This window comes from Streptomyces sp. NPDC050509, assembly GCF_044457965.1.
Taxonomy (GTDB): domain Bacteria; phylum Actinomycetota; class Actinomycetes; order Streptomycetales; family Streptomycetaceae; genus Streptomyces.
This window is the reverse complement of sequence record NZ_JBITHL010000005.1, coordinates 140,817-165,832: the sequence shown is the minus strand read 5'-3', so window position 1 is coordinate 165,832 and position 25,016 is coordinate 140,817. Positions and strand designations below refer to the sequence as shown.

Below are 25,016 nucleotides of genomic sequence, written 5' to 3'. Positions count from 1 at the left end.
TCCCCGGCGTGTACCGCGGCCACGGTAGCCCGCAGGCCCGCGAAGCACATGAGTCCACCGTCTGATGGGCACCGCGCCGAGGTACGACCTCAGGAGGAGTCCCGCTACCTCCGCGGTCGCAAAGCGGCAGCTCACCTGGCGTGCTCGATTGCGACTCCAGTTGCATGCGATGGCGACCTGGGATCGATGTGGCATCGCGTGCCCCGCCCCGAGAATGGCCGAGTGACCGAGATCATCGCGGGGCTGTACATGTCCCCTCTGGAATTTCTTGCCTTGCCAGGTGCCGTCGCACTGGTGGTGGCGCGCTGGCTTCCCCCCGCTGCCCGCCCACGCGTCACGATCGCGGCGGGGGCGATTCTCGTGCTGTCCGCGATCGTGCTGAGTGTGGTGGGGATCCGCTGGCAGATGCTGCCGGTACTGGCAAGCGCTGCCGTCACGTTGCCGTTCGCCCTCTCTCCCCTGCTGCGACGCCGTACCGGCCGGCCGGCGTGGCGGGCCCGATGGTGGCTGGCGTTGCCGGGGTCGGTGGCCTGCGTCGGCCTGATTGCCACGGGTCCCGTGGCCGCCTGGGCCTTTCCTGTACCCGTGTTCCCCGAGCCGTCGGGCCGTTTCGCGGTCGGCACCCGCGTGGTGCAGTGGACCGACCCACGCCGCCCCGAGAGCTTCACCGCCGATCCGAACGACCGGCGCACGGTCGTGGTCCAGCTCTGGTACCCCGCGCGGAAGAGCCCCGCAGGCGCGCAGCGGGCCCAGTACCTCGGACGCACGGAGCACGAGGCGCGCACCGTTTCCGATGCCCTCGCCCGCCAGGTCGGCTTGCCGGGCTTCCTGGTCGACGGCGTCCCGCGTGCCCGCACTCATTCGGTCTTCAACGCCTCGGTGGCCGGTGGGGGCGGACGGTTCCCGGTCGTGCTGTTCTCTCCCGGGTCGGGCGGAGTGCGTGCCCAGAACACCGCCTGGGCGGAGGAACTGGCCAGCCACGGCTATGTGGTCGCCGCCCTTGACCACCCGTACGACTCCGCCGCCGTCGTCCTCGCCGACGGCCGGACAATTCACGCCAAGACCGCCTCCACCGGAGACCGGGACAAGGACGACAAGCTGGCGGTTGACTGGACGGCTGTTCGGGCCGCCGACCTCGGCTTCGTCCTCACTCAGCTGGACCATCTGGACCGAGGTGAGATCACCGGCCCGCTGACCGGACGCCTGGACACCGGTCGGGTCGCGGTCACCGGCCACTCCATGGGTGGTGCCGCCGCTCTGCAGGCAGCCCGGCAGGACCACCGGTTCGACGCCGTCATCGATCTGGACGGCTACCCCCACGGCCCCACCTCCCCCTCTCTCCACCAGCCGACGCTCGCGCTCACCCAGGCCATCACCCCCGCAACCGACCCGCACTACATACCCCGCCTCACCGAGGCCCTCAAGCTCAGCACCGCGACGAGCTACCGGCTCACCATCCCCGGTGCCGCACACCTCACCTTCATGGACAGCCCCCTGTACCTGCCGCCTGTGCCCTCGATAGTCGGCTCCCTGGGCCGTACCACGAGCCCGCACGTGGTCGCCGCAACCACTCTCGCCTTCCTGGACACCACCCTGCGGGACAAACCCAGTGGCCTGGCCGGCGTTCTGTCGGGCTACGGCGACCTCAGCGTCTACCACCCGGACAACAGCCGCTGATCAGCTGTGACAGCTGTGCCGCGGCAGCCGACGGCACGGCAACGCCACCCTGGGCTGGTCTGGGCCGATGCGATCGCCGCCCGGGTCATCGCGGCCATCGCGGGCATCGCGGCCATCGCGGGCATCGCGGCCATCGCGGTCGAGGAAGGCCGCGACGACTCCTGGCGAGCGCGCATAGCCCAGGGACATCTGCCGTCCAAGATCGATGACATGAACCGACCGGTAATCCAACTTCCATGGCAGTCGGTCCAAGTTTCCTGTCACCGGACAGCCCGCCGTCCCGTGCCCGGCGCCCCGCTGTCACGTACCCGTCGCCACTCGTCGTGTGCCCGCCGCCACCCGCATGGACCGCGGCCCCGCGCGGCGCACGCCGACCCGGCGCACGATGGGGCCATGCCAATCTCCTCCGCCCGGCGGTCCGCGGCCCTGGCCGCCGTCACCGCCGTCGCCCTGCTGGCCGCCTCCGGATGCTCCGACGACGCGGGCTCCGAACGGGGGGACGCCTCGGACGCCGCCCTCGGGACCCCGGCCGGCGGGAACGTCCGGGCCACGAGCAGCCCGGGCGGCGGCCTGGCCACCCAGCATCTGACGTGGAAGGCGTGCCCGGCCCCCGCGGCCTCCGAGGGCGGCGGTACGGCGCCCTCGCCGCTGCCCGGCGGCACCCGGTGGCAGTGCGCCACCATGAAGGCGCCGCTCGACTACGCGAAGCCGGACGGCGACACGATCGACCTCGCCCTCATCCGCGCCAAGGCACGCGACACCAAGCACCGGATCGGCTCGCTCATCTTCAACTTCGGCGGGCCCGGGGGCTCCGGCATCACCGGGCTGCCGTCCTTCGCCAAGGACTACGAGAAGCTGCGCGCCCGCTACGACCTGGTGAGCTTCGACCCGCGCGGGGTCGGCCTCAGCGACGGCGTCCGGTGCGAGAACGCCAAGCAGCTCGACGCGTACTTCGCCCAGGACTCCACACCCACCACGGCGGCCGAGGAGAAGACCTTCACGAAGGGGCTCGCGGACTTCGCGGCGGCCTGCGAGAAGAACTCCGGCACGATCCTCCCGTACGTCGGCACGACCAGCGCCGCGCGCGACCTGGAGCTGATGCGGCAGGTCCTCGGGGACAAGAAGCTGTACTACTTCGGGATCTCGTACGGCACCGAACTGGGCGGCGTCTACGCCCACCTGTACCCGAAGTCCGTCGGCCGGGCGGTCTTCGACGCCGTCGTCGACCCGACGCAGAACTCGGAACAGGGTTCGCTCGGCCAGGCCAAGGGATTCCAGCTCGCCCTCGACAACTTCGAGAAGGACTGTCTGGCGCGCGGCTCCGCCTGCCGGCTGCCCGGCTCCACGCCGAAGGAGATCCAGTCGTTCATCACCGAGCTGCTCGACCGGATCGGGAAGACGCCCATCACGGGCATCGGCCCCCGGAAGCTGACGGAGACCCAGGCCACCAACGGCATCGCGCAGGCGCTCTACTCGAAGGACTTCTGGCCGTATCTGGAGCAGGGCCTGGACGAGGCGGACGGCGGCAACGGCGCGCTGCTGCTCGCGCTCTCCGACTCGTTGAACGGACGCGACCAGAACGGCCGGTACAGCAACCTCCAGGCGGCCAACGTGGCCGTCAACTGCGCGGACTCCAAGGAGCGCTACACCCTGGCGCAGACCAAGGCGAAGCTTCCGGCGTTCCGCAAGGCGTCGCCCGTCTTCGGGGACTACCTGGGCTGGGGGCTGATGAGCTGCACCAAGTGGCCGGTGAAGGGGCAGTGGACCACGCCGGACGTGAGCGCGCCCGGCTCGGCCCCGATCCTGATCGTCGGCAACACCGGTGACCCGGCGACGCCGTACGCGGGCGCCAAGGCGATGGCGACGGCGCTGGGCAAGGGCGTCGGGGTGGAGCTGACGTACCACGGGCAGGGGCACGGCTCGTACGACAGCGGCGACCGGTGTGTGCAGAGCGCCGTGAACGGCTATCTGCTGAACGGGAAGGTGCCGGCGGCGGGCACGGTCTGCAAGTAGAGCGGGCAGGAAGCGGAGAGGGGCCGGTCCACGCGGTGTGCGCGGACCGGCCCCTCATCCATGGGATCCGAATGATCTGCGGGATCTAGTAGATCGGCTTCTCCGGCTCGATCTGGTTGACCCAGCCGATGACCCCGCCCCCGACGTGGACGGCGTCCGAGAAGCCCGCGGACTTGAGCACCGCGAGAACTTCCGCACTGCGGACGCCCGTCTTGCAGTGCAGGACGATCTTCTTGTCCTGCGGGAGGGTCGCCAGGGCGGTGCCCATCAGGAACTCGTTCTTCGGGATCAGCTTGGCGCCGGGGATGGAGACGATCTCGTACTCGTTCGGCTCCCGGACATCGATGATCTCGATGTTCTCCTTCTCGTCGATCCACTCCTTGAGCTGCTTGGGAGTGATCGTCGAGCCGGCCGCCGCCTCCTGGGCCTCCTCGGAGACGACGCCGCAGAAGGCCTCGTAGTCGATGAGTTCGGTGACGGTCGGGTTCGCGCCGCAGACCGCGCAGTCGGGGTCCTTGCGGACCTTGACCTGGCGGTACTGCATCTCCAGGGCGTCGTAGATCATCAGCCGGCCGACCAGCGGGTCGCCGACGCCCGCCAGTACCTTGATCGCCTCGGTGACCTGGATGGAGCCGATGGAAGCGCAGAGCACGCCCAGCACGCCGCCCTCGGCGCAGGAGGGAACCATGCCGGGGGGCGGCGGCTCCGGGTAGAGGCAGCGGTAGCAGGGTCCGTGCTCGGACCAGAAGACGCTGGCCTGGCCGTCGAAGCGGTAGATCGAACCCCATACGTACGGCTTGTTCAGCAGCACGCAGGCGTCGTTGACCAGATAGCGGGTGGCGAAGTTGTCGGTGCCGTCCACGATCAGGTCGTACTGGGAGAAGATCTCCATCACGTTCTCGGCCTCAAGCCGCTCTTCGTGAAGGATCACGTTCACATAGGGGTTGATGCCGAGAACGGAGTCACGCGCGGACGCGGCCTTGGAACGGCCGATGTCGGCCTGGCTGTGAATGATCTGACGCTGGAGGTTCGACTCGTCGACCTCGTCGAACTCCACGATGCCGAGGGTGCCGACACCGGCCGCGGCCAGGTACATCAGGGCCGGGGAGCCAAGACCTCCGGCGCCCACACACAGCACCTTCGCGTTCTTCAGCCGCTTCTGCCCGTCCATCCCCACATCCGGGATGATGAGATGACGGGAGTACCTGCGGACCTCGTCGACGGTGAGCTCGGCAGCGGGCTCGACCAGGGGTGGCAGCGACACAGGGACCTCAACTAGGGGGTTGGTCGGTCATTCAGTACGGTTGTTCTCCCTGTAACACTGCCACGGCCCTTCTCATTCCGAGACACACGGTCCGACTCGCGAGACGAATTCGTCCCAGAAGCCGGGCAGGGTCTCGAACGGGTCATTCCCTCCCGTTTGCTCCGTACGGTCGGTACGGTTCGTTCGCTCCGTACGGTCCGTACGGTCCGTGAAGAAGATCGTTCCCGCGCCCTGCCAGCGCGCGATGCGCAGCGCCTCGTCGAGATGGGTGCGCGGCACCCCGTGGACGAGATGGACGAACCGCTCCGGCGGGTACTCGGCCGTCCACGCCGCCGCCTGCGACCAGCGGTAGTCGCTCCACGGCCCGGAGAAGGTCACCAACTGGTCGGCGGCCACCGCGTATCCGGGGTGCGGATGGATCCCGTGTCCGAGGACGAGGTAGCCGCCGTCCGCGGCGCCGCCGGGGGCGCCGTCCAGCAGCGCCTCCAGCGTCGCGGTCGTCCGCCGTACCCGGGGCAGCTCAGCGCGCCCCGCCGGGCAGCGGTCCAGGTAGAAGCCGCCGACGCGGTACCAGTCGAGGAAGCGCCGCGCGTCGGTGACGATCTCCTCGTGGGGGCGGCCCCCGTACGCCAGGTCCAGGTGGCCGAGCACCCGGAGCCGTGCGTTGGTGAGCCGTCCCGCGGCGTCGAGGCAGTGCGGGTCGGGGCGGTCGCCGGGGCCGTCCGCGACCTTGAGGACGGCCCAGTGCAGGGGGGTGGCCGGGCGGGTCAGCTCGGCCCACTCGACGGGCGCGACCAGCGGGTGCGCGTAACCGGGGACGCCGAGGCCGAGCCCGCCCGCCCCGGCGGCGGGGCGGGGAAGGGCGGGGAGGGAAAGCGCGTTCCGGTGCTGAGAGAACGCGCCGCCCGGGGTCAGATGCGGCATGCCGCCTCCATCCAGATGTCCGCGAGGGACTCCTCCAGATTGATCCGGGGGCGCCAGCCGAGCCGGTCGCGGGCGGTCCGTACGTCGGCCTGCTGCCAGGCGCCGCAGCCGTCGGGGTACGGGAACGGGCCCGCGCCCAGGTGTTCCGCCACCGTCTCGGCCCGGGGCGCGCCGATGACGGCGTGCCCGGGGCGCAGTCCGGGCGGGCCCTGGGGCAGGTCGAGTTCGTTCAGGGCGCCGGCGAACCCGGCGACCCTGGCGAGTACGGCGGCGGCGTCCCTGAGCTTCACGGCGCGGCCGGTGCCGATGTTGACGATGCCCTGGGCGGCGGAGAGCGAGGCGGCGTGCACGGCGCGCGCGACGTCGCGTACGTCCACGAAGTCGCGCTGGACGCCGAGTCCGCCGAGCTTCAGCTCGCCGTCGCCCGACTGCATGGCGCGGCGCATCGCCTCGGCGAGCCGGCCGAGCGGGGAGCCCGCCGGGGTGCCGGGGCCGACGGGTGAGAAGACCCGGAGCACGATCGCGTCGAGCCCGGAGCCGAGGACCAGCTCGGACGCGGCGAGCTTGGAGACGCCGTACGGGCCGCCGGGGCGGGGCACGGCGTCCTCGGCGGTCGACGAGCCCTGCTGGGAGGGGCCGTACTCGGAGGCGCAGCCGAGCTGGACGAGCCGGGCGCCGCAGCCGCTGCGGCGCAGGGCCTCGCAGACGGTGGCGACGGCGACGGTGTTGTGCCGGGTGAGTTCGCGGGCGCCGCCGCGGGTGGCTCCGGCGCAGTTGATGACGACTCCGGGGTGGACGGCGTCCAGGAAGCGGGTGAGCGCGCCGGGGCTGCCCCCGGCGAGGTCGAACCGTACGTCGGCGTCGTCGCCGCGGCCGAGCGCGGTCAGGTGGACGGCGGGGTCGGCGAGCAGCCGGTCGGCCACGAAGCGGCCGAGGAAACCGTTGGCACCGAGCAGCAGGACCCTCATCGCGCGGCCCCTCCGTGCGGACGGGCCGTGGCGGAGGCCGGTGCTGGGGATTGCGGGGTCATGTCGTGCGTCTCCTTCTGCCTGCTTCTGTGACGTGTGGGGGGCATGCGGGGGGTCAGGTGTGTGCCGAGGCCCGGGAGAGGGCGACGGCGGCGTGGACGAGGAGTCCGAGGGCGGCTGCGCCGCAGGCGAGGGCGGGTACGGCGGCCGTACCCGCGGCGTGGACGAGGGCCCGGACGGGGGTGGCGAGCGCGTCGCAGCCGGGGATACGGCCGGCGAGGACGGACGCGCAGGCCAGGAGCTCCAGGGCGCAGGCGGTGGCGAGGCCGGTGGCCGCGGATTCGGGGAAGCCGTGGACCGCGAGGAGCCGGGCGAGCAGGAACAGGGTGCCGAGCGCGACGGTGGGCGCGAGCGCGCCGCTCTCTGCGTGGAGCAGATTGGTCAGCTGGGTCAGTACGGCGAGGACGCAGGCGTACAGCCCGACGACGCCGAGGAGCAGGGGGCGCGCCCGCGCGGCGAAGTCGGCGAGGCCGCGGCTGGCGGTGAGTCCGCGGCGCGCCCGTACGGAGAAGAGGCGGGCGCACCAGGCGGCGGGCGCGACGGCGACGGCGAGCGTCACGAGGGGCGTCCCGGTGGCGGGCCAGGGCCCGTGGGGTCCGCCGTCGAGGAGCGCGGCGAGGAGGCCGTCGCCGCAGAGCAGGTAGGCCAGCAGCGCGTACGTCCAGAGTCCGGCGGCGGGTACGGTACGGCCCTCGGCGCGCAGGGGTCCCCGGCGGAGGCAGGCGGACACGGCGGCGGAGAGCGCGAGGGCGCCCGCCAGGCCTATCGCGAGCTGCCGCTGTCCGGTGCTGTGCTCCAGGCCGGCGAGGGTGAGGGAGGCGACGGCGCCGGGCAGCAGGACGACACCCGCCCATCCGGCGCCTGTCCTTCCAGCACCTGTCCGCGCGGCACCCGCCCATCCGGCGCCTGCCCGCGCGGCGCGCACGTCGTCCCCCTCCCCGGCCCCCTCCGCGCCGTTCGCCCCCTCCGCGCCGTCGGCCCCGCGTGTTGCGTCCGCGCCCTGCGGAGCCCGTGCGTACAACTCCTCCGCGAGCGAGAAGACGTCCCGGTGCCGGAAGCGCGCGGCCGTGCGGTCGGTGATCCCGTGGGCTTCGAGTCCGGCGGCGATCTCCAGCGGGTCGACGGCCCGCTCGCAGAGCGTGCGATGCCGGTGGAGCAGCGCCTTGACGGGATCGGCGGAGCCCCGTCGCGCGTGTGCGAGACCGGCGGCAGCCGTACGGGCGTGGTGGGTGTCAGGCATCGTGCTCCCCCGCTCCCTCGTATGCCGCTCCCTCATAGGCCGCTCCCTCATAGGCCGCTCCCGCGTATGCCGCTCCCACGTAGGCGCCGACGCGCCGCCCGGTGGGGTTCGCCCAACTCGGGGTGGTGTGAGGTGGTCGGGGGCGGCCCGCCGTCCAGTGGCCCGGGATATGGGTCTCCGCCGGATGCGCGAAGGGCAGCGGGGATCCGTCGGCGTCGACCGACTCGGCCGCGCGCCGTACGGGGGCGTGGGAGATGAGTTCCAGGTAGAGCGCGCGGAACGCGGCGAGGTTCTGCTCCACGGTGAAGAGTTCCCGTGCGCGGGCGCGGGCAGCGGCGCCCAGGCGGGCACGGCGCTCGGGGTCGCGCAGCAGCGTGACGCAGGCGTCCGCGAGCGCCCGCGGATTGCGCGGGGGTACGACCAGTCCCGTACCGCCGATGACCTCGACGACCGCCCCGACGTCCGTCGAGACCGTCGCCCGCCCGCAGAACATCGCTTCGACCAGGCTGATCGGGAAGCCCTCGACCACGCTGGACAGCAGGACCAGGCTGCCCGAGGCGTACACGTCCGGCAGGTCGGGCGCCTCGGGGCCGCCGATCTCCTCGAAGGAGACGGGGTTGTCGCCGACGGCGTACGCGTCGGCCGCCTCGTCGGGGAAGAGCTGGGCCGCCAGTCCCCGGCAGTGCGCGAGATACGCCGCGCCGTCCGCGTTCCGCACCGGCGCGCCCACGATCCGCAGCCGGGTGTCCGGCTCCGCCCTGTGGATCTCCGCGAAGGCGTGCAGCAGGGAGATCAGGTCCTTGGCGGGTTCGATCCTGCCGACCCAGACCAGCGTCGCCGGACCGCCCTCGCCGGCGCCGTCCTCACCGGCGCCGTCCTCACCGTCGTTCCTGTCGTCGTCGGCGCTGTCGGCCGCGGACGCGGTGAACCGTTCCGCGTCCATCCCCGGGTAGACCGTCCGCAGCTTGGCGCGGTCGGCGCCGCACCGTTCCTGCCAGCGCCGGGCGTGCAGGTTGCCGGGGGTGATGACGCCCGCCTGCCGGTAGATCTCGGCGGCGAGCCGCCGGTGGAACGCCGCGAGCAGGGCACGCACCGGCGCACCGGACCCGGCGTCCGGGCCCGCGCCTCGTGCGTCTGGGCCTTCCGCGCCGGAGTCGCGCACGCCCGCCCCGTCCGCGCCCGCCGTCGCCAGGTAGTGCGCCCGCAGCCGGACGCCGTACTCGGTGACCAGCAGCGGGACCCCGAAGAAGCGTTTGGCCAGCAGCCCCGGCAGGGCGGCGGAACCGCCGGAGGCGGCGTGGCAGAGGTCGACCGCGCCGAGCCCGTCGTCCTCGCCGTACCAGTCGAGCGACAGGGGGCGGAGCGCGCGCTCCAACTGGTCGGCGAAGGCGAGGAAGTCGGGCACGGTCGCGGTGTGCACGCTCCGGCGTGCGCCGGGGGCCCGGCAGGCCGACTCCAGCAGCCGTACGGCGGTCTCGGAGCGGAGCGCCGCGTACAGCCCGCCGCGCTCCCGGCCGAGGTCGGCCAGTCCGTACAGCCCCTCGGCGAAGGACTCGACGCCCCCCGTGCCGTCGGCGCCGCCCTCGGAGCAGATCGCCTCGGCCAGCCGGCCGAAGTGGAGCGCGAACCGGCGCCGGTCGCGCCGCCCGTGGCCGCGGCCGTCGTCGGCCGGTGCCCAGAGCGGCGCGGTGCGCACCCGCTCGGCGGGGACGTGGGGCGGCAGCAGGACCCAGCCGCTCCGTTCCTGGCGGGCGCTGCGGCTGAGCGCGTAGATGTGGAACTCGTGCGGTGCGAGCCCGCGTACGAGCCGGTCGCACCAGAGCCTGGACTCACCCGTCGCATACGGATACCCACCGTCCGTAAGCAGTCCGATCCGCACGAGCGCACCCCCGATCTCCCTTGTGGGCGGCCGCCGTTGATCGGCGACACGCAGCGGGACGACCGTAAGCGGACAACCCGGTGGTACGACGGACGGTTGTCCGTCGCACCACCGGAAGGGGTGAATGCACGTAACTTTCTCGTACCGGCGGCGTTCTGTCGCACTACGAAAAGGAACGGTTACGTACGGCGAACCTCACGGGTCAGGTCAGGGCCGCTTCCTCGGCGGGCGCCACGGGGGCGGGAAGCTCCCTGCGGGCCGCGCGGCGCGCCGCCGCGAGGACCGGATCGAGCGCGGGCACGGCGGCCAGGAGCTGCTTCGTGTACGCCTCGGAGGGCGCCCCGTAGACCTCCTCGACCGTGCCCTGTTCCACGATCCTGCCGTCCTTCATGACGGCGATACGGTCGCTGACCTGCCGTACGACGGCGAGGTCGTGCGCGATGAAGACCAGCGCGAGCCCCAGTTCCCGCTGGAGCTCCGCGAGGAGCGCGACGACCTGCGCCTGGGTCGTCACGTCGAGCGCGGAGACGGGCTCGTCGCAGACGATCAGCCGCGGTTCGGCCGCGAGCGCGCGGGCGATCCCGACGCGCTGGCGCTGGCCGCCGCTGAACTCGTGCGGATACCGGTCGTACCGGTCGGGGTCGAGCCCGACCCGCTCCAGCAGCCCCCGTACCCGCTCGACGATCTCCCCTTCGGCCAGCACCCCGGCGGCCCGCAGCGGATCCGCGACGGACTCCCCCACCGAACGGCGCGGGTTGAGCGACGAGACCGGGTCCTGGAAGATCATCTGAAGTTCGCGGCGGTAGGGCCGCAGTTCCTTCTCGGACGCCGCGCCGATCTCCGTACCCCGGTAGCCCAGCGTCCCGGCGGTCGGGTCGAGCAGCCGGACGAGCATCCGGCCCAGCGTGGTCTTACCGCTGCCGGACTCGCCGACGATGCCCAGGGTCTCCCCCGGCGCGACGGTGAGCGAGACCCCGTCGACGGCGGTGACGGTCTGCCTCCCGCGCCGGAACTCCCGGCGCAGGCCGACCGCCTCGATCAGCGGGGCGCCGGTGTCCGGAGCGGCCGGCGCCCGTTCGACCGGCGCGTCCACCCGGGGCACCGCCGACAGCAGCGTGCGCGTGTACGTGTCCTTCGGCGCGCCCAGGACGTCCGCGACGGGGCCGCGTTCGATCTCGCGCCCGTGCCGCATCACCAGGACCTCGTCGACGCTCTCCGCCGCGACCCCTACGTCGTGGGTGACCAGCAGCAGCCCCATGCCCGTCTCGTGGCGCAGGTCGTGGAGGAGGTCGAGGATCTGCGCCTGGACCGTCACGTCGAGCGCCGTGGTCGGTTCGTCCGCGATCAGCAGGCGCGGCTCGCAGGCCAGCGCCATCGCGATCAGCGCGCGCTGGCGCATTCCGCCGCTGAACTCGTGCGGCCGGGAGCGCGCGCGGCGCGCGGCGTCGGGGATGCCCACGCGGTCCAGCACCTCGACCGCCCGCGCACGCGCCGCGCGCCGGGTGGCGTCGGTGTGGACGCGGTAGACCTCCGCGATCTGGTCCCCCACCGCGTAGTACGGGTCCAGCGAGGACAGCGGGTCCTGGAAGACCATCGCGGCCACCGCGCCGCGCAGCGCGCGCAGTTCGCGGTCGGAGGCGGTACCCACGTCCGTACCGGCGACCCGGACCGTACCGCCGACGCGCGCGCCGGTCCCCCGGTGCAGCCCGAGGAGGGCGCTCGCGACGGTGCTCTTGCCGCTGCCGGACTCGCCGACCAGGCCGATCGCCCGGCCCGCGGTGAGCGAGAAGGACAGCCCGTCCACGGCGCGTACGGTGTCGTCGTCGCCCGCGGTGAAGTCGACGGTCAGGCCCTCCACGAGGACCAGGTGCTCCGTGGCGGAACCCTCAGGAGTCCCAGGAGTCCCAGGAGCAGGAGTTCCAGGAGTCGTAGGAGTCCCAGGAGTCCCGGAATTCGTACGCGTCACAGGAGAGCCACCCTTCGGTCGGCCACGGCGTACAGCAGGTCCGCCACGACATTGGCCAGCACGACGGCCGCTCCGGTCACCAGCACCACGCCCACCACCACCGGCAGATCGACGTCCCGCACCGAGTCGATCAGCGTCTTGCCGACGCCGGGGATGCCGAACAGGGTCTCGGTGAGGACCGCGCCGCCGATCACCGTGCCGAAGTCGTTCGCGTTGAGCGCGATGACCGGCGGCAGGGCGCCGCGCAGCGCGTGCCGCCCGACGACCGCGCGCTCCCCGACGCCGTAGGCGCGGAAGGTGCGGATATGGTCCTCGGCCAGCGTCTCCAGTGTCGAACTGCGCGTCAACCGCGCGTATTTCGCGCTCTCGAAGAGCCCGAGGGTGAGCCAGGGCAGCAGCATGTTCCACGCCCACTGTTCGGGGTCGTCGCCGAGCGGTACGTACGACGGGAACGGCAGCCACTGGAGATACGCGCAGACCACCATCAGGAGCAGCAGGCCCAGGATGAAGACGGGCGTGCCGGTCCCTGCGAGGGTGAGCACGGTCAGCGCGCGCTCGGTGATCCCGCCGCGCCGCAGCGCGGAGAGCAGGCCGGTGCCGACCCCGATGACCAGCCAGACGACCATCGCGCCGACGGCGAGGGAGAGCGTCGCCGGCAGCCGCTCCAGGATGAGCTGGGTGACCTGCTGGTCGGTCTTGTACGAGAAGCCGAGGCAGGGCGCGTCGCAGTGCAGCAGCGCGGTGCCGGTGGAGTAGTCGCGTCCGGCGACGATGCCGCGCAGGAAGTGCCCGTACTGCGCGAAGACGGACTGGTCCAGGCCGAGGCGCTCCCGTACCTGCGCGACCTGCTGCGTGGAGCAGCGTTCGCCGCAGGCGAGCCGGGCCGGGTCGCCGGGCGCCAGGTAGAAGAGCGCGTAGACGACGACGGAGAGCACGAGCAGGACCAGGAGCGCGCCGGCGAGCCGTTTGATCAGATAGCGCGTCATGAGGCGTTGTCCTTGAGGGGGGTACGGGCCTGGCCGGACGTACGGGCACGGGTGCGCGTACGCGTCCCGACCCGCAGCCGGCTCGCCTCGCGCGGGTCGAGCGCCGTACGGAGCGCGTCGCCCAGCACGGTGAAGGCGAGCACGGTCACGAACAGCAGCCCGGCGGGGAGCAGGACGTACATCGGGTCAGCGCGGAACCAGGTCTGCGCGGTCGACAGCATCACGCCCCACGAGGGCGTCGGCGGCTTGACGCCGACGCCGAGGAAGGACAGCGACGCCTCGATGACGATGTTCGTGGGGAGCAGGATCGCCGCGTACGTGATGACGGGCGCCGCGAGCGAGGGCAGCAGCTCGCGCCGCGCCACCCGCAGCCGCCCCGAGCCGCCGAGCCGGGCCGCGGCCACGAAGTCGAGCTGCTTCAGGGTGAGGGTCTGTGCCCGGACGATCCGCGAGGTGCCGCCCCAGTTGAGCAGGCCGATGACGAGGATCAGCAGCAGGGGGCGGGGGAAGTCCTGGGGGACGACGGCGGTCAGGGCGATGGCGAGCACCAGCATCGGCAGCGAGATCATCACATCGGTGACCCGGCTGAGGAAGGTGTCCAGCCAGCGGTTGCCGAGACCGGCAGCGAGGCCGACGGTGACACCGATCGCCACCTGGACGACGGTGGCGCCGAGGGCGACGAGCAGCGAGATACGGGCGCCGTAGAGCAGCCGTACGAACAGGTCGCGTCCGGTGCCGGGTTCGACACCCAGCCAGTGGTCGCCGCTCACCCCGCCGAACGAGCCGAGGGGCACACCGCCGCGCGCCGAGTCGACGAGCGAGTCGTGGTACGTGTTCGGGTCCTGGCCTTCGAGCGCGGCGAGCAGGGGCGCGGCGAGCGCCAGCACCACCAGCAGGGCGAGGACGCCCCCGGCCACCAGGGCCGAGGGTCGTCCGCGCAGCCGTCGCCAGACCTGGCCGGCGCCGGAGGAGGGAGCGGCCGGGGCGGGGGCCGTGGCGCCCGCCCCCGCCGCCACCGGATCGGGAGCGGTACTCACTTGACCGCGACCTGCGAGATGTCGAGGACGCCGGTCCAGTCGCTGATCACGATGTTCTTGACGTCCTTGCCGTAGAGCCGCTTGTAGACGGGGTGGAAGAGCGGCACGTCGAGGGCCTGCTCACCGATCTTCTTGTCGAGCGCGCCCCAGCGCTTCGCCGCCGCGGACAGGTCGGTCAGCTTGTTGATCTCGTCGATCTCCTTGTTGACCGACGCGTCGTCGAACTGCGCGTGGTTGAAGTTGGAGCCGTCCTTGACGATCTGCCGGCCGTCGAAGATCGGCGCCAGGAACGGGCCGCCGGACGGCCAGTCGGCGCCCCAACGGGAGAGGAAGAAGCCGGGCCCGTCCTTGACGCTCCAGCGCGCCTCGTTGAACGCGTTCGGTTCCAGTCCCACCAGCTTGACGGTGATGCCCGCCTTCTTGAGCCCTTCCTGGACAGCGGTGGCGACCTCGGGGCTGGTCTCGCGGTTCTGCGCGGTGGAGTGGGTGAGGGAGATGGTCAGCCCGTTGGGGTGGCCGGCCTCCTTCAGCAGCTCCTTGGCCTTCGCCGGGTCGCCGGTCTTTCCGGCCGGGAAGTGGTCGTACGGCGTGTAGCCGAACGCCTTCTGCTCGGGCAGGAAGGTGGTGGCGGGCTCGGCGAGCGCGGAGCCGCCCGCCGCGTTGATCACGCTGGTGCGGTTGATGGCGTACGAGATCGCCTGGCGCACCTTGGGGTTGTCGAACGGCTTCACCTTCGGGTTGAAGGCGAGGTAGTTCGTGTAACCGAAGTGGCCGGTGCCGACCCGGGCGGCGAGCGCCTTGTCGCTGCCGACCTCGGCCAGCTCGGCGGGGCCGAGGTTGGTGTCGGTGGTGACGGCGGCGGCGTCGGCGCCCGAGCTGGTGGCGAGCCGCTGGTTGATGACGGCCGAGTCGAGACCGGCCTTGACGTCGATCTTGTCGGGGTAGGCGTGGCGCTGGTCGTCGGTCTTCTCGGACCAGTGCGGGTTCCGCTCCAGGACCATGTGCTGGCCGTCGCCCTCGTTCTTGACGACCTTGTACGGTCCCGAGGAGACCGGGCGCTCCTCGTACTTGGCGCCCTTGTCCTTGGCCTTGGGCACCGGCGCGAACTGCGTCTGGGTGGCGACGAAGGGGAAGTCGCCCTCGGGCTTGTTCAGCTTGAAGACGATGGTTCTCGCGTCGGGCGTCTCGATCGAGGCGAGGCCCTTGCTGTCCTTGTACGGGCCCTGGTACTCCGCGCCGCCGACCAGCCAGTCACGCAGGTAGGGGGCGCCGCCGGAGAGTTCGGCGGCGAAGGAGCGCTCGATGCCGTACTTGATGTCGGCGGTGGTGATCGGGCTTCCGTCCTCGAACTTCAGCCCCTCCTTGAGGGTGTACGTCCACTCGGTGGCGTCGGCGTTGGGGCGGCCCGTGTCGGTGGCGAGGTCGGGGACGACCTTGGTGCCGGCCGCGCCGTCCTCCCGGTTGCGGGTGGTCAGCGTGCGGAAGACCAGCGAGGGGACGTTGCCGCCGCCGGAGGTGTAGAGGCGCGCAGGGTCGAAGTCGGTCTGCGCCTCGGTGTTGAGCACCGAGAGTGTGCCGCCCTTCTCGGGCTTGCCCTGGGCCGAGCCGTCGCTCTTGGCATCGTTGTCCTGGGGGCCGGCGCAGGCGGCTGCGCCCGCTGTCACGACCAGGGTGACGGCTGCCGCGGCCACGCGGCGGGTGATGACGGACGGTTGACGCATCGGATGAAGCCTCTCGGTGGGCTGCGCGCACGGCGTGCACAGGAGTCACGGGGTGCACAAGAGTGACAGGAGGGGGCTGGACGGGAACAGAGGGCGTGGAACGCCCGGTGTCCGCGCAGGCGGCAGCGGCGGAGAGGACGGAACAAGAGGAACCGGGACGCCGCGCCCGCGTACGGACGGAATGCGCCGGGCACGGCGGTCCGCTGCGGAAAGGGCCAGCGGACGTACGCGCTCGGGCGGCGTCAGCTACAGAGGATGTCGGCGACGCACAGCGGCGTCACACCGATGAGCGCGAGCTCAAAGGCGGCGTGACGGGAGGCGCGTGCGCAGGGGGACGACATGCGGAGAAATATGGAGGAGACAGTGTTCGAATGTCAACGCGGAGTGAGACAGCCCTCTCACCATACGGACGGTCGCGGCGAGCCAAAGGCGATCGCGGACGATCGCAAAGGCGATCACCGGACGTCCCCCGTGGGCCCAGGGCCGGACGAAAGGCCCGGGATCACTCGTCCGGGTAGACCCAGGGGTTCGGCCGGCACGTGATGCCGTCGAGGTCGAGCGTCTTGGTCTGCTGCTGCATCACCGGCGCGAGCGCGCCCGGCGTGCGGCAGCTCACATGGTTGTGGCCGAGCCGGTGGCCGACCTCGTGATTGATCAGCATCTGCCGGTACGGGAACATCGCCTTGTCGCCGAAGGTCTCCGCGCCCCGCGCCCAGCGGAAGGCGTTGATCATGACGCGGTCGGTCGCGGCCGAGTCGCAGGACACGTTGTCGACGGTTGTGTCGAGACCGGACTTGTCGCACCAGAACGCCGTGGTCCCCGGGCTCGCCAGGGTGATCACGAAGTCCGGCTGACCGCTGGAGATCCGTTCGAAGGTCATGGCGCCGTTGTGGGCCCAGCTCCGCCGGTCGTTCAGGGTCTTCTGGACGGCGTCCGCGAACAGCGTCCCGTTCAGGCCGAGCCCGTTCTCGACGTCCACGCGGTAGCGGAACTTCTGGCCCTTGCCCGGCGCCTTGGCGAGGCCCGGTACGGCGGTGAAGGTGCCCGCCGCCTTCAGCTCCGGGTCCAGCGGGAACTGGCGGGTCATCAGCTCCCCGTACGTGGCCCGGGTCGCGGCGGCCGAGGGCGCGCCCTTCCCGTCCGCGGGGGCGGTCCGCTCGTCGGAGCGTGAGGCCCCGTCGCCCTCCTGGTCCGCCCGGTCGATCCCGCCGTCCGCCCGCGCGTCGGGCGCGCCGGAGCCGGCTCCGGTGACCTGCCCGGCCACCACGACCGCGAGGACCGTGGTCACCGCCGCCGCGGCGATCCCGGTGAGCGCGCGGCCCCAGCCGCCTCTGGCGGGCTCCTCCGTGTCCTGTCCCGCGCCGTCCTCGTCCTCGGCGGTGGCTGCCGCGCCCGTGTCCTCGCCGCCGTCGCCGCCACCGGTCTTCGACGCGGGCCGGGGCACGGGGGTGGCCGCGGCGTCGAACGAGCCGAAGGCGTCGAACGCGTCCACGAACTCCCTGCGCGGGCCCGGGATCAGCGGCTTCGACGGGCCGCCGGCGCTCCCCGTCCCGCCGGTGTTCCCCGCGCCCGGAGCGCCCGCCGCGCCGTCGGCGCGCGGGCCCGTGGCGCGCGGCTTCGGGTCCGGCCGGTCGCCGTAGCGGCGTGCGCTGCCCCAACCGCCTCCGGACTCCCGCTGTTCGGGGTGGCCGCCGCGCACCTGCGGCACGCCGTGCGCGGGCGTGCCGTGTCCCGGCCCGCCGTGCTGGTCCGGATCCTGGTCCTGACCGTCGCCGGAACGCCTGCGCCGCCCGTACGGCCCCTCCCGGTCCTCCCGGTCCTGGCCGGACGCACCCGCCGCGGGGCCACCCGCACTCGGGGAGCCCTGGGGTACGGGGCCTTTGCGGCTGTGTCGTCCCACGCCCCGGATCAGCTCCTGCCCTGTTCGTCGATCGAGTCGTCGGAGTCGTTCTCGTCAATGAGGTCCCGGCACGCCTGGGCGACCTGCCGGGGGTACTCCATCATGGCAACATGCCCGGCGTCGGGGAGCGTAAGGAGCCGGGAATCACGGAAAGCGGCCGAAGCCCGACGGGCCATACGGGACGAAACGATCTGATCCCGCCCGCCGTAGACGAGCAGGGTCGGTGCCAGTACCCGCTCGGCCTGCCGCCACAACGCGTGCTGTCCGCCCAGGGTGTACGCGTCGACGATACCGCGTGCCGAACCGGTCATCGCCTCCCAGAAATGAGGCAGTTGGAGCCTGCGCTCCATCTCCGCCACCGCGTGGCGCACGTCCTCGTCCGTGACCGCGGAGGGGTCGCCGTAACAGAGCTCCATCACCCCGCGGGTGCGCTGCTCCGCCGTCCACCCCCGGGTCAGCCGGCCGAAGAGCGTGGCGACGCCGGGCACCGCGAGCAGCGCGGTGGGCAGGGCGGTCCGCTGCACCAGGATCTCCGGCAGCGCCGGGGAGACCAGCGTCAGCGTCCGCACCAGATCCGGCCGTGCGGCGGCCACTCGCGTCGCGACGGCGCCGCCGAGGGAGTTGCCGAAGAGGTGGACGGGGCCGCGTCCGCCCGCGTCCAGCAGCCGGATCACCGCGCGGGCGTGGGCGCCGACCGAGTAGTTGCCGTCGCGCGGCGGCGGCGAGTCCCCGAAGCCGGGCAGGTCGACTGCCTGGCCGTCGATCAGGTCCGCGAGGTACGGCATCATCGCCGACCAGTTCTGCGACGAGCCGCCGAGCCCGTGCACGTACAGCCCGGGCGCGGCCCCGGCACCGGTCGCGGGCCGCGTCCGTACGGTCAGGGTGAGCCCTGGCAGGGTGACGGAGCGCAGCTCCTCCCCCTCCGCGACCCGTACGGGGCTCACCTTCGGAGCCACGGCGGCGGCTACGGTTTCCGGCAGCTCGGTCGACGACATGCGGCAATGTTACGAGACGATCACGCCGGAATCCCGGTGTTCGGCGTCACCGGCCATATGGCGCGCGACACCCCCGGCTCCTAGGCTCGGGAGGGAGAAAGGGGGCCGGTATGACAGTCGATCCCACGGAACCGGACACCTTCGCCCCGGACACCCGGGACGACGGGAGCGCCGGGGCCGCCGACGAGATCCCCGAAGCCGACGCCGCCGAGCAGCGCGCGGAGGTGCACCGGGGCCGTGACGAACCGCTGACGCACATCGACCAGGACACGGCGAGCGAGGGGGACGCGGCCGACCAGGCGAGGGCGGTGGATCTGGGCGACGAAGAGGACTACCGCTGAGGTGAGCGCCTGGTGCGCCGGCGTGGCCGGGCAGATCACCACGGCCCGGTCCGGCTTCCGTACGCGTCCGGTCCGTGAAATTCTGCCTCCTCCACCACGCGCGGCCGGGTTACCCAAAAGTACGATGGCGGAGCGGCGCACCACGCGCACGGAACGAATTTTGGGAGGCGGCGTGACAGCCATAGAGCAGACCGAGGCGGCGCGCCCGCGAGGCACCCGCCTGCCGCGTCGCGCCCGGCGCAACCAGCTACTGGGCGCCGCACAGGAAGTGTTCGTCGCGCAGGGGTACCACGCCGCGGCGATGGACGACATCGCCGAGCGGGCGGGCGTCAGCAAGCCCGTGCTCTACCAGCACTTCCCGGGAAAGCTGGAGCTGTATCTCGCCCTGTTGGACCAGCACTGCGAGTCGCTGCTGCTGGCCGTCCGTACGGCACTGGCCTCGACGACGGACAACAAGCTGCGCGTCGAGGCGACGATGGACGCCTACTTCGCGTACGTGGAGGACGAGGGCGGCGCGTTCCGTCTGGTCTTCGAGTCGGACCTGACGAACGAGCCGGCGGTGCGCGAGCGCGTGGACCGGGTCGCGCTCCAGTGCGCCGAGGCGATCTCCGACGTGATCGCCGAGGACACCGGGCTCTCCAAGGAGGAGTCCATGCTGCTGGCGGTGGGGCTCGGCGGGGTCTCGCAGGTCGTCGCCCGCTACTGGCTCTCCAGCGAGTCCCAGATCCCCCGCGAACAGGCCGTCCAACTCCTCACCTCGCTGGCCTGGCGCGGCATCGCCGGCTTCCCGCTGCACGGCAGCGAACAGCACTGAGAGGGCCGCGGGCCGGACCGTGTTCGCTGCGGGCGTGCACCGCGGCGCCTTCCGGAGGGTCTCTCCGGGCTAGTGTGTGCTGCGTACAGCGCGGCTGGCCGCGCAACGCAGACCGTTCGGAGGGACATAGCCGTGGAGGTCAAGATCGGCGTGCAGCACACGCCCCGCGAGATCGTTCTGGAGAGCGGGCAGTCCGCCGAGGAGGTCGAGCGAGCCGTGTCCGCGGCGCTGGCCGGCAAGGCGCAGTTGCTCAGCCTCACGGACGACAAGGGGCGCAAGGTGCTCGTACCGGCCGAGCGGATCGCGTACGTGGAGATCGGTGAGCCGGCGGCACGGCGGGTCGGCTTCGGCAACCTGTAGCCGCTGTCGTCAACCGACAGAAGGAGTGGCCCGGCGGGATTTTCCCGCCGGGCCACTTCGCGGTGGTGAGGGTTGTTTTCACCACCCGCCGGGTAGTGACGTGACGGGCCGGAAGGTCCGGACCGCGTAGCCACCCCCCGGTGTTGTGAGGTGATCGGCAGTGATCCTGGAAATCCTCGGATCGGTCCTGCTCGGACTCGGTCTGTCGTGGGCCGCCGCCCACCACCTGGCGGACCGGCTCCCCGGGCTCCGTACGGTGTACGCGGCAGGGCCCCTCGGCGCCCTCTTCGGCGCGTACGTGACGCACATGGCGCTCGGCGCCGGCCATGTCATGGCGACGCTGGTGGGCGCCCTGCTGGTCGCCTCGGTCCTGCTCTCACTGCTGCTCCGCCCGGCGGGCCGCCCGCTGCACCGCGCCATACCGTCCTGACGCGGACGGGACGCGCCCGCCGGAGGAGCGGGCGGGTCAGGCGGCCAGGCCGAGGGCGGCCATCCGCTTCGTGTGCGCCTCGGTGATCCGGGAGAACATCCGGCCGACCTCCGCGAGGTCGAAGCCGCCGGCCACCCCGCCCACCAGCATCGTGGAGAGCGCGTCCCGGTCGGCCACCACCCGCTGGGCCTGCGAGAGCGCCTCGCCCATCAGACGGCGCGCCCAGAGCGCGAGCCGGCCCCCGACGCGCGGCTCCGCCTCGATCGCGGCGCGCACCTTCTCCACGGCGAAGTTGCCGTGCCCGGTGTCGTCCAGCACGGCCAGCACCAGCGCGCGGGTGTCGGTGTCCAGACGGGCGGCGACCTCGCGGTAGAAGTCACTGGCGATCGAGTCGCCGACGTACGCCTTGACCAGGCCCTCCAGCCAGTCCGACGGCGCGGTCAGGTGGTGGAAGTCGTCCAGGGCCTTGGCGAACGGCTCCATGGCCCCGGTCGGCTCGGCGTCGATCGCCCGCAGCCTGTCGTTCAACTGTTCGAAGTGGTGGAATTCCGCCGCGGCCATCTTCGCCAGCGCCGCCTTGTCCCCCAGGGTCGGCGCGAGCTTGGCGTCCTCCGCGAGCCGTTCGAAGGCCGCCAGCTCCCCGTAGGCGAGTGCGCCCAGCAGGTCCACGACCGCCGCGCGGTACTGCGGCTCGGCCGAGGCCGTCTCCCAGTCCTGGGCGGCGGTACCGGTCGGCGCGTCCGAGCCGGCCGACTCGGACGCGGCGGATCCGGTCGATCCGGTGGGTTCCTCGGCTGCGGATGCGGGCGGGGTGGCGTTGTCGGGCGTCTCCATGAGGGGCACAATAGCCCGCTCCGCGGAGGGCGTAAGGGCCTGGTCAGACACTGCCGTCACACCATCCCGACGAATTCGCCCAACACACATGCGCGATTCCGGGGTACAGTGGTAATGAGCCTGCCGACTATTCGGCGGGCCATCGCATGTTTACAGTGTTTGAACGAGGTCCGTTCTCCACGGACAGGCCCCAGAGGATGCCCGGTCGGTGGCCCGATCGGCTCCGACCCCGACCGCCCTCCGCGCGGACCGTGCGCACAGCAGCGTACGACCGCAGATGAGGGGCCCCCTCAGCGGCATGAGCGCTCTGAGCGACGGCAGTGGTCCCGCGCCATCCGGCCAATCCACGGCCGGCCGAGTACCCAGGTGCGGTACGACCCCCAGCGTTCGCCTCACGCCGCGTCTCACAGAAGAGGCAGCACCCTGACTACGACTTTCCGAGAACTCGGAATCCTCCCCGAGACAGCCGAAGCGCTTGAAGCCGTCGGCATCCTGTCTCCGTTCCCCATCCAGGAGATGACCCTCCCCGTCGCGCTGTCGGGCAAGGACGTCATCGGACAGGCCAAGACCGGCACGGGCAAGACGCTCGGCTTCGGCCTCCCGCTGCTGGAGCGCGTCACCGTCCCCGCGGACGTCGAGTCCGGCCGGGCCACGCCCGAGCAGCTCACCAACGCCCCGCAGGCCCTGGTGGTCGTCCCCACCCGCGAGCTGTGCCAGCAGGTCACCAACGACCTGCTGACCGCCGGCAAGGTCCGTAACGTACGCGTTCTCGCGATCTACGGCGGCCGGGCCTACGAGCCGCAGGTCGAGGCCCTCAAGAAGGGCGTCGACGTGATCGTCGGCACCCCGGGCCGGCTGCTGGACCTGGCTGGCCAGCGCAAGCTGGACCTGTCGCACGTCCGCGGGCTCGTCCTCGACGAGGCCGACGAGATGCTGGACCTGGGCTTCCTGCCCGACGTCGAGCGGATCATCCAGCTCCTGCCGCCCAAGCGCCAGACCATGCTGTTCTCCGCGACGATGCCGGGCGCGGTCATCGGCCTCGCCCGCCGCTACATGTCGCAGCCGACGCACATCAGCGCCACCTCGCCGGACGACGAGGGCGCGACCGTCCGCAACACGACCCAGCGGATCTACCGCGCCCACTCCATGGACAAGCCGGAGCTGGTCGCGCGGATCCTCCAGGCCGAGGGCCGCGGACTCGCCATGATCTTCTGCCGTACGAAGCGCACGGCCGCCGACATCGCCGACCAGCTCGCCCAGCGCGGCTTCGCCTCCGGCGCGGTCCACGGCGACCTGGGCCAGGGCGCCCGCGAGCAGGCGCTGCGCGCCTTCCGCAACGGCAAGGTGGACGTGCTGGTCTGCACGGACGTCGCCGCCCGCGGCATCGACGTCGAAGGTGTGACACACGTCATCAACTACCAGTCGCCGGAGGAGGAGAAGACCTACCTCCACCGCATCGGCCGCACCGGCCGCGCGGGGGCGTCCGGTACGGCGGTGACGCTGGTCGACTGGGACGACATCCCGCGCTGGCAGCTCATCAACAAGGCGCTCGACCTCGGCTTCCCGGACCCGCCGGAGACGTACTCCACCTCCCCGCACCTGTTCGAGGAGCTGAACATCCCGGCCGGGACCAAGGGTGTCCTGCCGCGCGCCGAGCGGACGCGCGCCGGGCTCTCGGCCGAGCAGGTCGAGGACCTGGGCGAGACCGGTGGCCGTGGCCGCAGGTCCGCGCCGGCCGCCGCGCCCGTACGGGAGGAGCGGCCCGAGCGTACGCGTACGCCGCGCCAGCGCCGCCGCACCCGTGGCGGCACGTCCCTGGACGCGGCGGCGACCGCGACGACGGCGCCCGCCGCCGCTGCCCCGGCTCCGGCCAGGGCGAGCGCCCCGGCGGTGGCCGCACCGGCGCAGGCACCGGAGCCGCAGTTCCAGACGGCCGTGGTCGACCTCCCGGTGGAGCCGCGTACCCCGCGCCGCCGCCGGCGCACCCGTGCCGGTTCCGGTGCGGAGTCGGCGTCCCCGGAGACCGTGGTGGCGGAAGCCACCGCCGTGGCCGAGGCCCCCGCGGTGGCCGAGCCGGAGCCGGAGGCGGCGCCCAAGCCGCGCCGCCGCCGCGCCCGCGCCGTGAAGCCGGAGGCGGAGGCTCCCGCGGTGGCCGAGGCGGCCGTGGCGGCCCCCGAGGCGCCGGCCGCCGAGGCTCCGGCCGAGGAGACCAAGCCGCGTCGCCGCACCCGCGTCACGAAGGCCAAGGCAGCCGAGGCTCCGGCCGCGGAAGCCGTCGCGGTCGCCGAGGCCCCGGAGACCGCCGAGGCCGAGGAGCCCAAGCCCCGGCGCCGTACCCGCGTCGCCAAGCCGAAGGCCGAGAAGACCGAGAAGGCCACGGTGGCGGACGCCGTCGCCGAGGCGCCCGGCACGGAGGCGGAGGCGGAGGCGGAGCCCAAGCCGCGCCGGCGCCGCGCCCGTACGACCCCGGCGAAGACGGCCCCGGCCCAGCCCGAGGAGAGCTGAGCCGAGCCACACCCCGCCCGGGCGGCCCTTCCCACCCGGTACGCCGCCCTTGTGCCACCGCCGATGGCCCGACGCCCCGCACTCAGGGGGTGCCGGGCCATCGGCGGTTCCGAGGCCCTGTGCGTGACGGGGACCCCTGTGCGTGACGGGGACCCCTGTGCGTTACAGGGGCGGAACGCCGCCCGGACGCGTACGCGGTTAGCCTCGTCGCATGAGTCGGCCGCCCACCTTCACCCCGCCCCCCTGCGCCCACGCCCGTACGCTCGCCACCCGGCGCGGACGGTTCGCCGTCCTCGACGCGCGGCCCGCCGGGGAGCCGCACGGGACCGTGCTGATGCTGCCCGGGTTCTCCGGCAGCAAGGAAGACTTCATCGCGCTGCTCGAACCGCTCGCAGCGGCCGGGTACAGAACCGTCGCCGTGGACGGCCGCGGACAGTACGAGACCGAGGGGCCGGACACCGAAGAGGCGTACACCCGGGCCGAGTTGGCCGCCGATGTGCTGGCGCAGGCGGCGGCGCTCGACACCCCCGTCCATCTGCTCGGGCACTCGCTCGGCGGCCAGATCTCCCGCGCCGCGGTGCTGCTGGACCGGGATCCGTTCCTCTCGCTGACGCTGATGTCCTCGGGTCCCGCCGAGGTCACCCCCGGCCAGCGGGAGCGGATCAAGCTGCTCAGCGACACGCTCGCGGTCATGACCATGGCCCAGGTCTGGGACCTGATGCGGACGATGGAGCCCCCGGAGGATGTCTCCACCCCCGGCAACCGCGCCGACCTGCGCGAACGCTGGGTGCGCACCAGTCCCGCGCAGCTCGTCACGACCGGCGCCCAGCTCAGCGCGGAGCCGGACCGGGTGGCCGAGCTGGCCGCCGTACAGCGGCTGCCGCTGCATGTGATCTCCGGCGAGCGGGACGACGTGTGGCCGGTGCCGCTGCTGGACTCCATGGCGCGGCGGCTGGAGGCCCGCAGGACCGTCATCGCGGGGGCGGAGCACTCCCCCAACACCGACCGGCCGGCGCAGACGGCGGCGGCACTGGCCGACTTCTGGGACAGCCTCTACTGACAACGACACGGACACGGCCCGACACCGGCGGACGCCTCCGGC

General features: G+C 72.6%; 21 protein-coding genes. 8 read left to right on the top strand and 13 right to left on the bottom strand.

Annotated elements, in window-relative coordinates; genetic code table 11:
- Positions 1-186 precede the first annotated feature (186 nt).
- Both ACIBJC_RS16240 and ACIBJC_RS16235 read left to right on the top strand, forming a co-directional pair.
- Positions 187-1,677 (top strand): dienelactone hydrolase family protein, encoded by a 1,491-nt coding sequence (locus ACIBJC_RS16240; protein ID WP_399292565.1) that lies wholly within the window; start codon positions 187-189, stop codon positions 1,675-1,677.
- A 393-nt stretch (positions 1,678-2,070) separates the two neighbouring features.
- Positions 2,071-3,690, top strand: a complete 1,620-nt coding sequence (locus ACIBJC_RS16235; protein WP_399292564.1) for an alpha/beta hydrolase — start codon at positions 2,071-2,073, stop codon at positions 3,688-3,690.
- Between the two features lie 85 nt (positions 3,691-3,775).
- On the opposite strand, the gene moeZ is transcribed toward ACIBJC_RS16235, so the two are convergent.
- From moeZ to ACIBJC_RS16175, 12 genes are all read right to left on the bottom strand, one after another.
- Positions 3,776-4,954 carry an adenylyltransferase/sulfurtransferase MoeZ gene (moeZ, locus tag ACIBJC_RS16230; RefSeq protein ID WP_399292563.1) on the bottom strand — a complete coding sequence of 393 codons (1,179 nt, stop codon included), beginning with the start codon at positions 4,952-4,954 and terminating at the stop codon, positions 3,776-3,778.
- Positions 4,955-5,026: 72 nt separating this feature from the next.
- Positions 5,027-5,878, bottom strand: a complete 852-nt coding sequence (locus ACIBJC_RS16225) for a spherulation-specific family 4 protein (protein ID WP_399292562.1) — start codon at positions 5,876-5,878, stop codon at positions 5,027-5,029.
- The gene (locus ACIBJC_RS16220; RefSeq protein ID WP_329829247.1) at positions 5,866-6,846 is read right to left on the bottom strand and encodes an NAD-dependent epimerase/dehydratase family protein; all 981 of its coding nucleotides are present in this window, start codon (positions 6,844-6,846) and stop codon (positions 5,866-5,868) included. The genes ACIBJC_RS16225 and ACIBJC_RS16220 overlap by 13 nt, the downstream gene beginning before the upstream one ends.
- A 115-nt stretch (positions 6,847-6,961) precedes the next feature.
- On the bottom strand, positions 6,962-8,146 hold the full coding sequence (locus ACIBJC_RS16215) for a hypothetical protein (protein WP_399292561.1): 1,185 nt from the start codon (positions 8,144-8,146) through the stop codon (positions 6,962-6,964).
- Complete coding sequence (locus tag ACIBJC_RS16210; protein ID WP_399292560.1) at positions 8,139-10,025, bottom strand: glycosyltransferase; 1,887 nt, start codon at positions 10,023-10,025, stop codon at positions 8,139-8,141. The genes ACIBJC_RS16215 and ACIBJC_RS16210 overlap by 8 nt, the downstream gene beginning before the upstream one ends.
- A 202-nt stretch (positions 10,026-10,227) precedes the next feature.
- Positions 10,228-11,883, bottom strand: a complete 1,656-nt coding sequence (locus ACIBJC_RS16205; RefSeq protein WP_399292559.1) for a dipeptide ABC transporter ATP-binding protein — start codon at positions 11,881-11,883, stop codon at positions 10,228-10,230.
- Between the two features lie 104 nt (positions 11,884-11,987).
- Positions 11,988-12,977: an ABC transporter permease gene (locus ACIBJC_RS16200; RefSeq protein ID WP_399292558.1), complete on the bottom strand. Its 990-nt coding sequence runs from the start codon at positions 12,975-12,977 to the stop codon at positions 11,988-11,990.
- The gene (locus tag ACIBJC_RS16195) at positions 12,974-14,014 is read right to left on the bottom strand and encodes an ABC transporter permease (RefSeq protein WP_329829242.1); all 1,041 of its coding nucleotides are present in this window, start codon (positions 14,012-14,014) and stop codon (positions 12,974-12,976) included. Before ACIBJC_RS16195 ends, ACIBJC_RS16200 begins: the two co-directional genes overlap by 4 nt.
- Entirely contained in the window at positions 14,011-15,735 is a 1,725-nt protein-coding gene (locus tag ACIBJC_RS16190; RefSeq protein ID WP_399292557.1) for an ABC transporter substrate-binding protein, read from the bottom strand. Before ACIBJC_RS16190 ends, ACIBJC_RS16195 begins: the two co-directional genes overlap by 4 nt.
- Before the next feature lie 242 nt (positions 15,736-15,977).
- Positions 15,978-16,076, bottom strand: coding sequence for an Ms4533A family Cys-rich leader peptide (locus ACIBJC_RS16185; RefSeq protein ID WP_329829239.1), 99 nt, complete (start codon positions 16,074-16,076; stop codon positions 15,978-15,980).
- Between the two features lie 161 nt (positions 16,077-16,237).
- Complete coding sequence (locus ACIBJC_RS16180) at positions 16,238-17,635, bottom strand: DUF3152 domain-containing protein (protein ID WP_399292556.1); 1,398 nt, start codon at positions 17,633-17,635, stop codon at positions 16,238-16,240.
- Positions 17,636-17,643: 8 nt separating this feature from the next.
- Entirely contained in the window at positions 17,644-18,630 is a 987-nt protein-coding gene (locus ACIBJC_RS16175; protein WP_399292555.1) for an alpha/beta fold hydrolase, read from the bottom strand.
- Positions 18,631-18,740: 110 nt separating this feature from the next.
- Here ACIBJC_RS16175 and ACIBJC_RS16170 point away from each other — a divergent pair, with 110 nt between their 5' ends.
- The 4 genes from ACIBJC_RS16170 to ACIBJC_RS16155 all read left to right on the top strand — a co-directional run bounded on the left by ACIBJC_RS16170 (position 18,741) and on the right by ACIBJC_RS16155 (position 20,575).
- On the top strand, positions 18,741-18,971 hold the full coding sequence (locus tag ACIBJC_RS16170) for a hypothetical protein (protein WP_399292554.1): 231 nt from the start codon (positions 18,741-18,743) through the stop codon (positions 18,969-18,971).
- A 172-nt stretch (positions 18,972-19,143) separates the two neighbouring features.
- On the top strand, positions 19,144-19,785 hold the full coding sequence (locus tag ACIBJC_RS16165) for a TetR/AcrR family transcriptional regulator (protein WP_385005487.1): 642 nt from the start codon (positions 19,144-19,146) through the stop codon (positions 19,783-19,785).
- Between the two features lie 132 nt (positions 19,786-19,917).
- On the top strand, positions 19,918-20,145 hold the full coding sequence (locus ACIBJC_RS16160) for a DUF3107 domain-containing protein (RefSeq protein ID WP_329829234.1): 228 nt from the start codon (positions 19,918-19,920) through the stop codon (positions 20,143-20,145).
- Positions 20,146-20,305: 160 nt separating this feature from the next.
- Entirely contained in the window at positions 20,306-20,575 is a 270-nt protein-coding gene (locus ACIBJC_RS16155) for a hypothetical protein (RefSeq protein ID WP_399292553.1), read from the top strand.
- 36 nt (positions 20,576-20,611) lie between these two features.
- Here the strand turns inward: ACIBJC_RS16155 and ACIBJC_RS16150 are convergent, their stop codons facing one another.
- Positions 20,612-21,409 carry a ferritin-like fold-containing protein gene (locus tag ACIBJC_RS16150; RefSeq protein ID WP_399292552.1) on the bottom strand — a complete coding sequence of 266 codons (798 nt, stop codon included), beginning with the start codon at positions 21,407-21,409 and terminating at the stop codon, positions 20,612-20,614.
- Between the two features lie 516 nt (positions 21,410-21,925).
- Here ACIBJC_RS16150 and ACIBJC_RS16145 point away from each other — a divergent pair.
- Together ACIBJC_RS16145 and ACIBJC_RS16140 are read left to right on the top strand one after the other, a co-directional pair.
- Positions 21,926-23,914: a DEAD/DEAH box helicase gene (locus ACIBJC_RS16145; RefSeq protein WP_399292551.1), complete on the top strand. Its 1,989-nt coding sequence runs from the start codon at positions 21,926-21,928 to the stop codon at positions 23,912-23,914.
- A gap of 211 nt (positions 23,915-24,125) precedes the next feature.
- Entirely contained in the window at positions 24,126-24,974 is an 849-nt protein-coding gene (locus ACIBJC_RS16140; protein WP_399292550.1) for an alpha/beta fold hydrolase, read from the top strand.
- Positions 24,975-25,016: the final 42 nt, after the last annotated feature.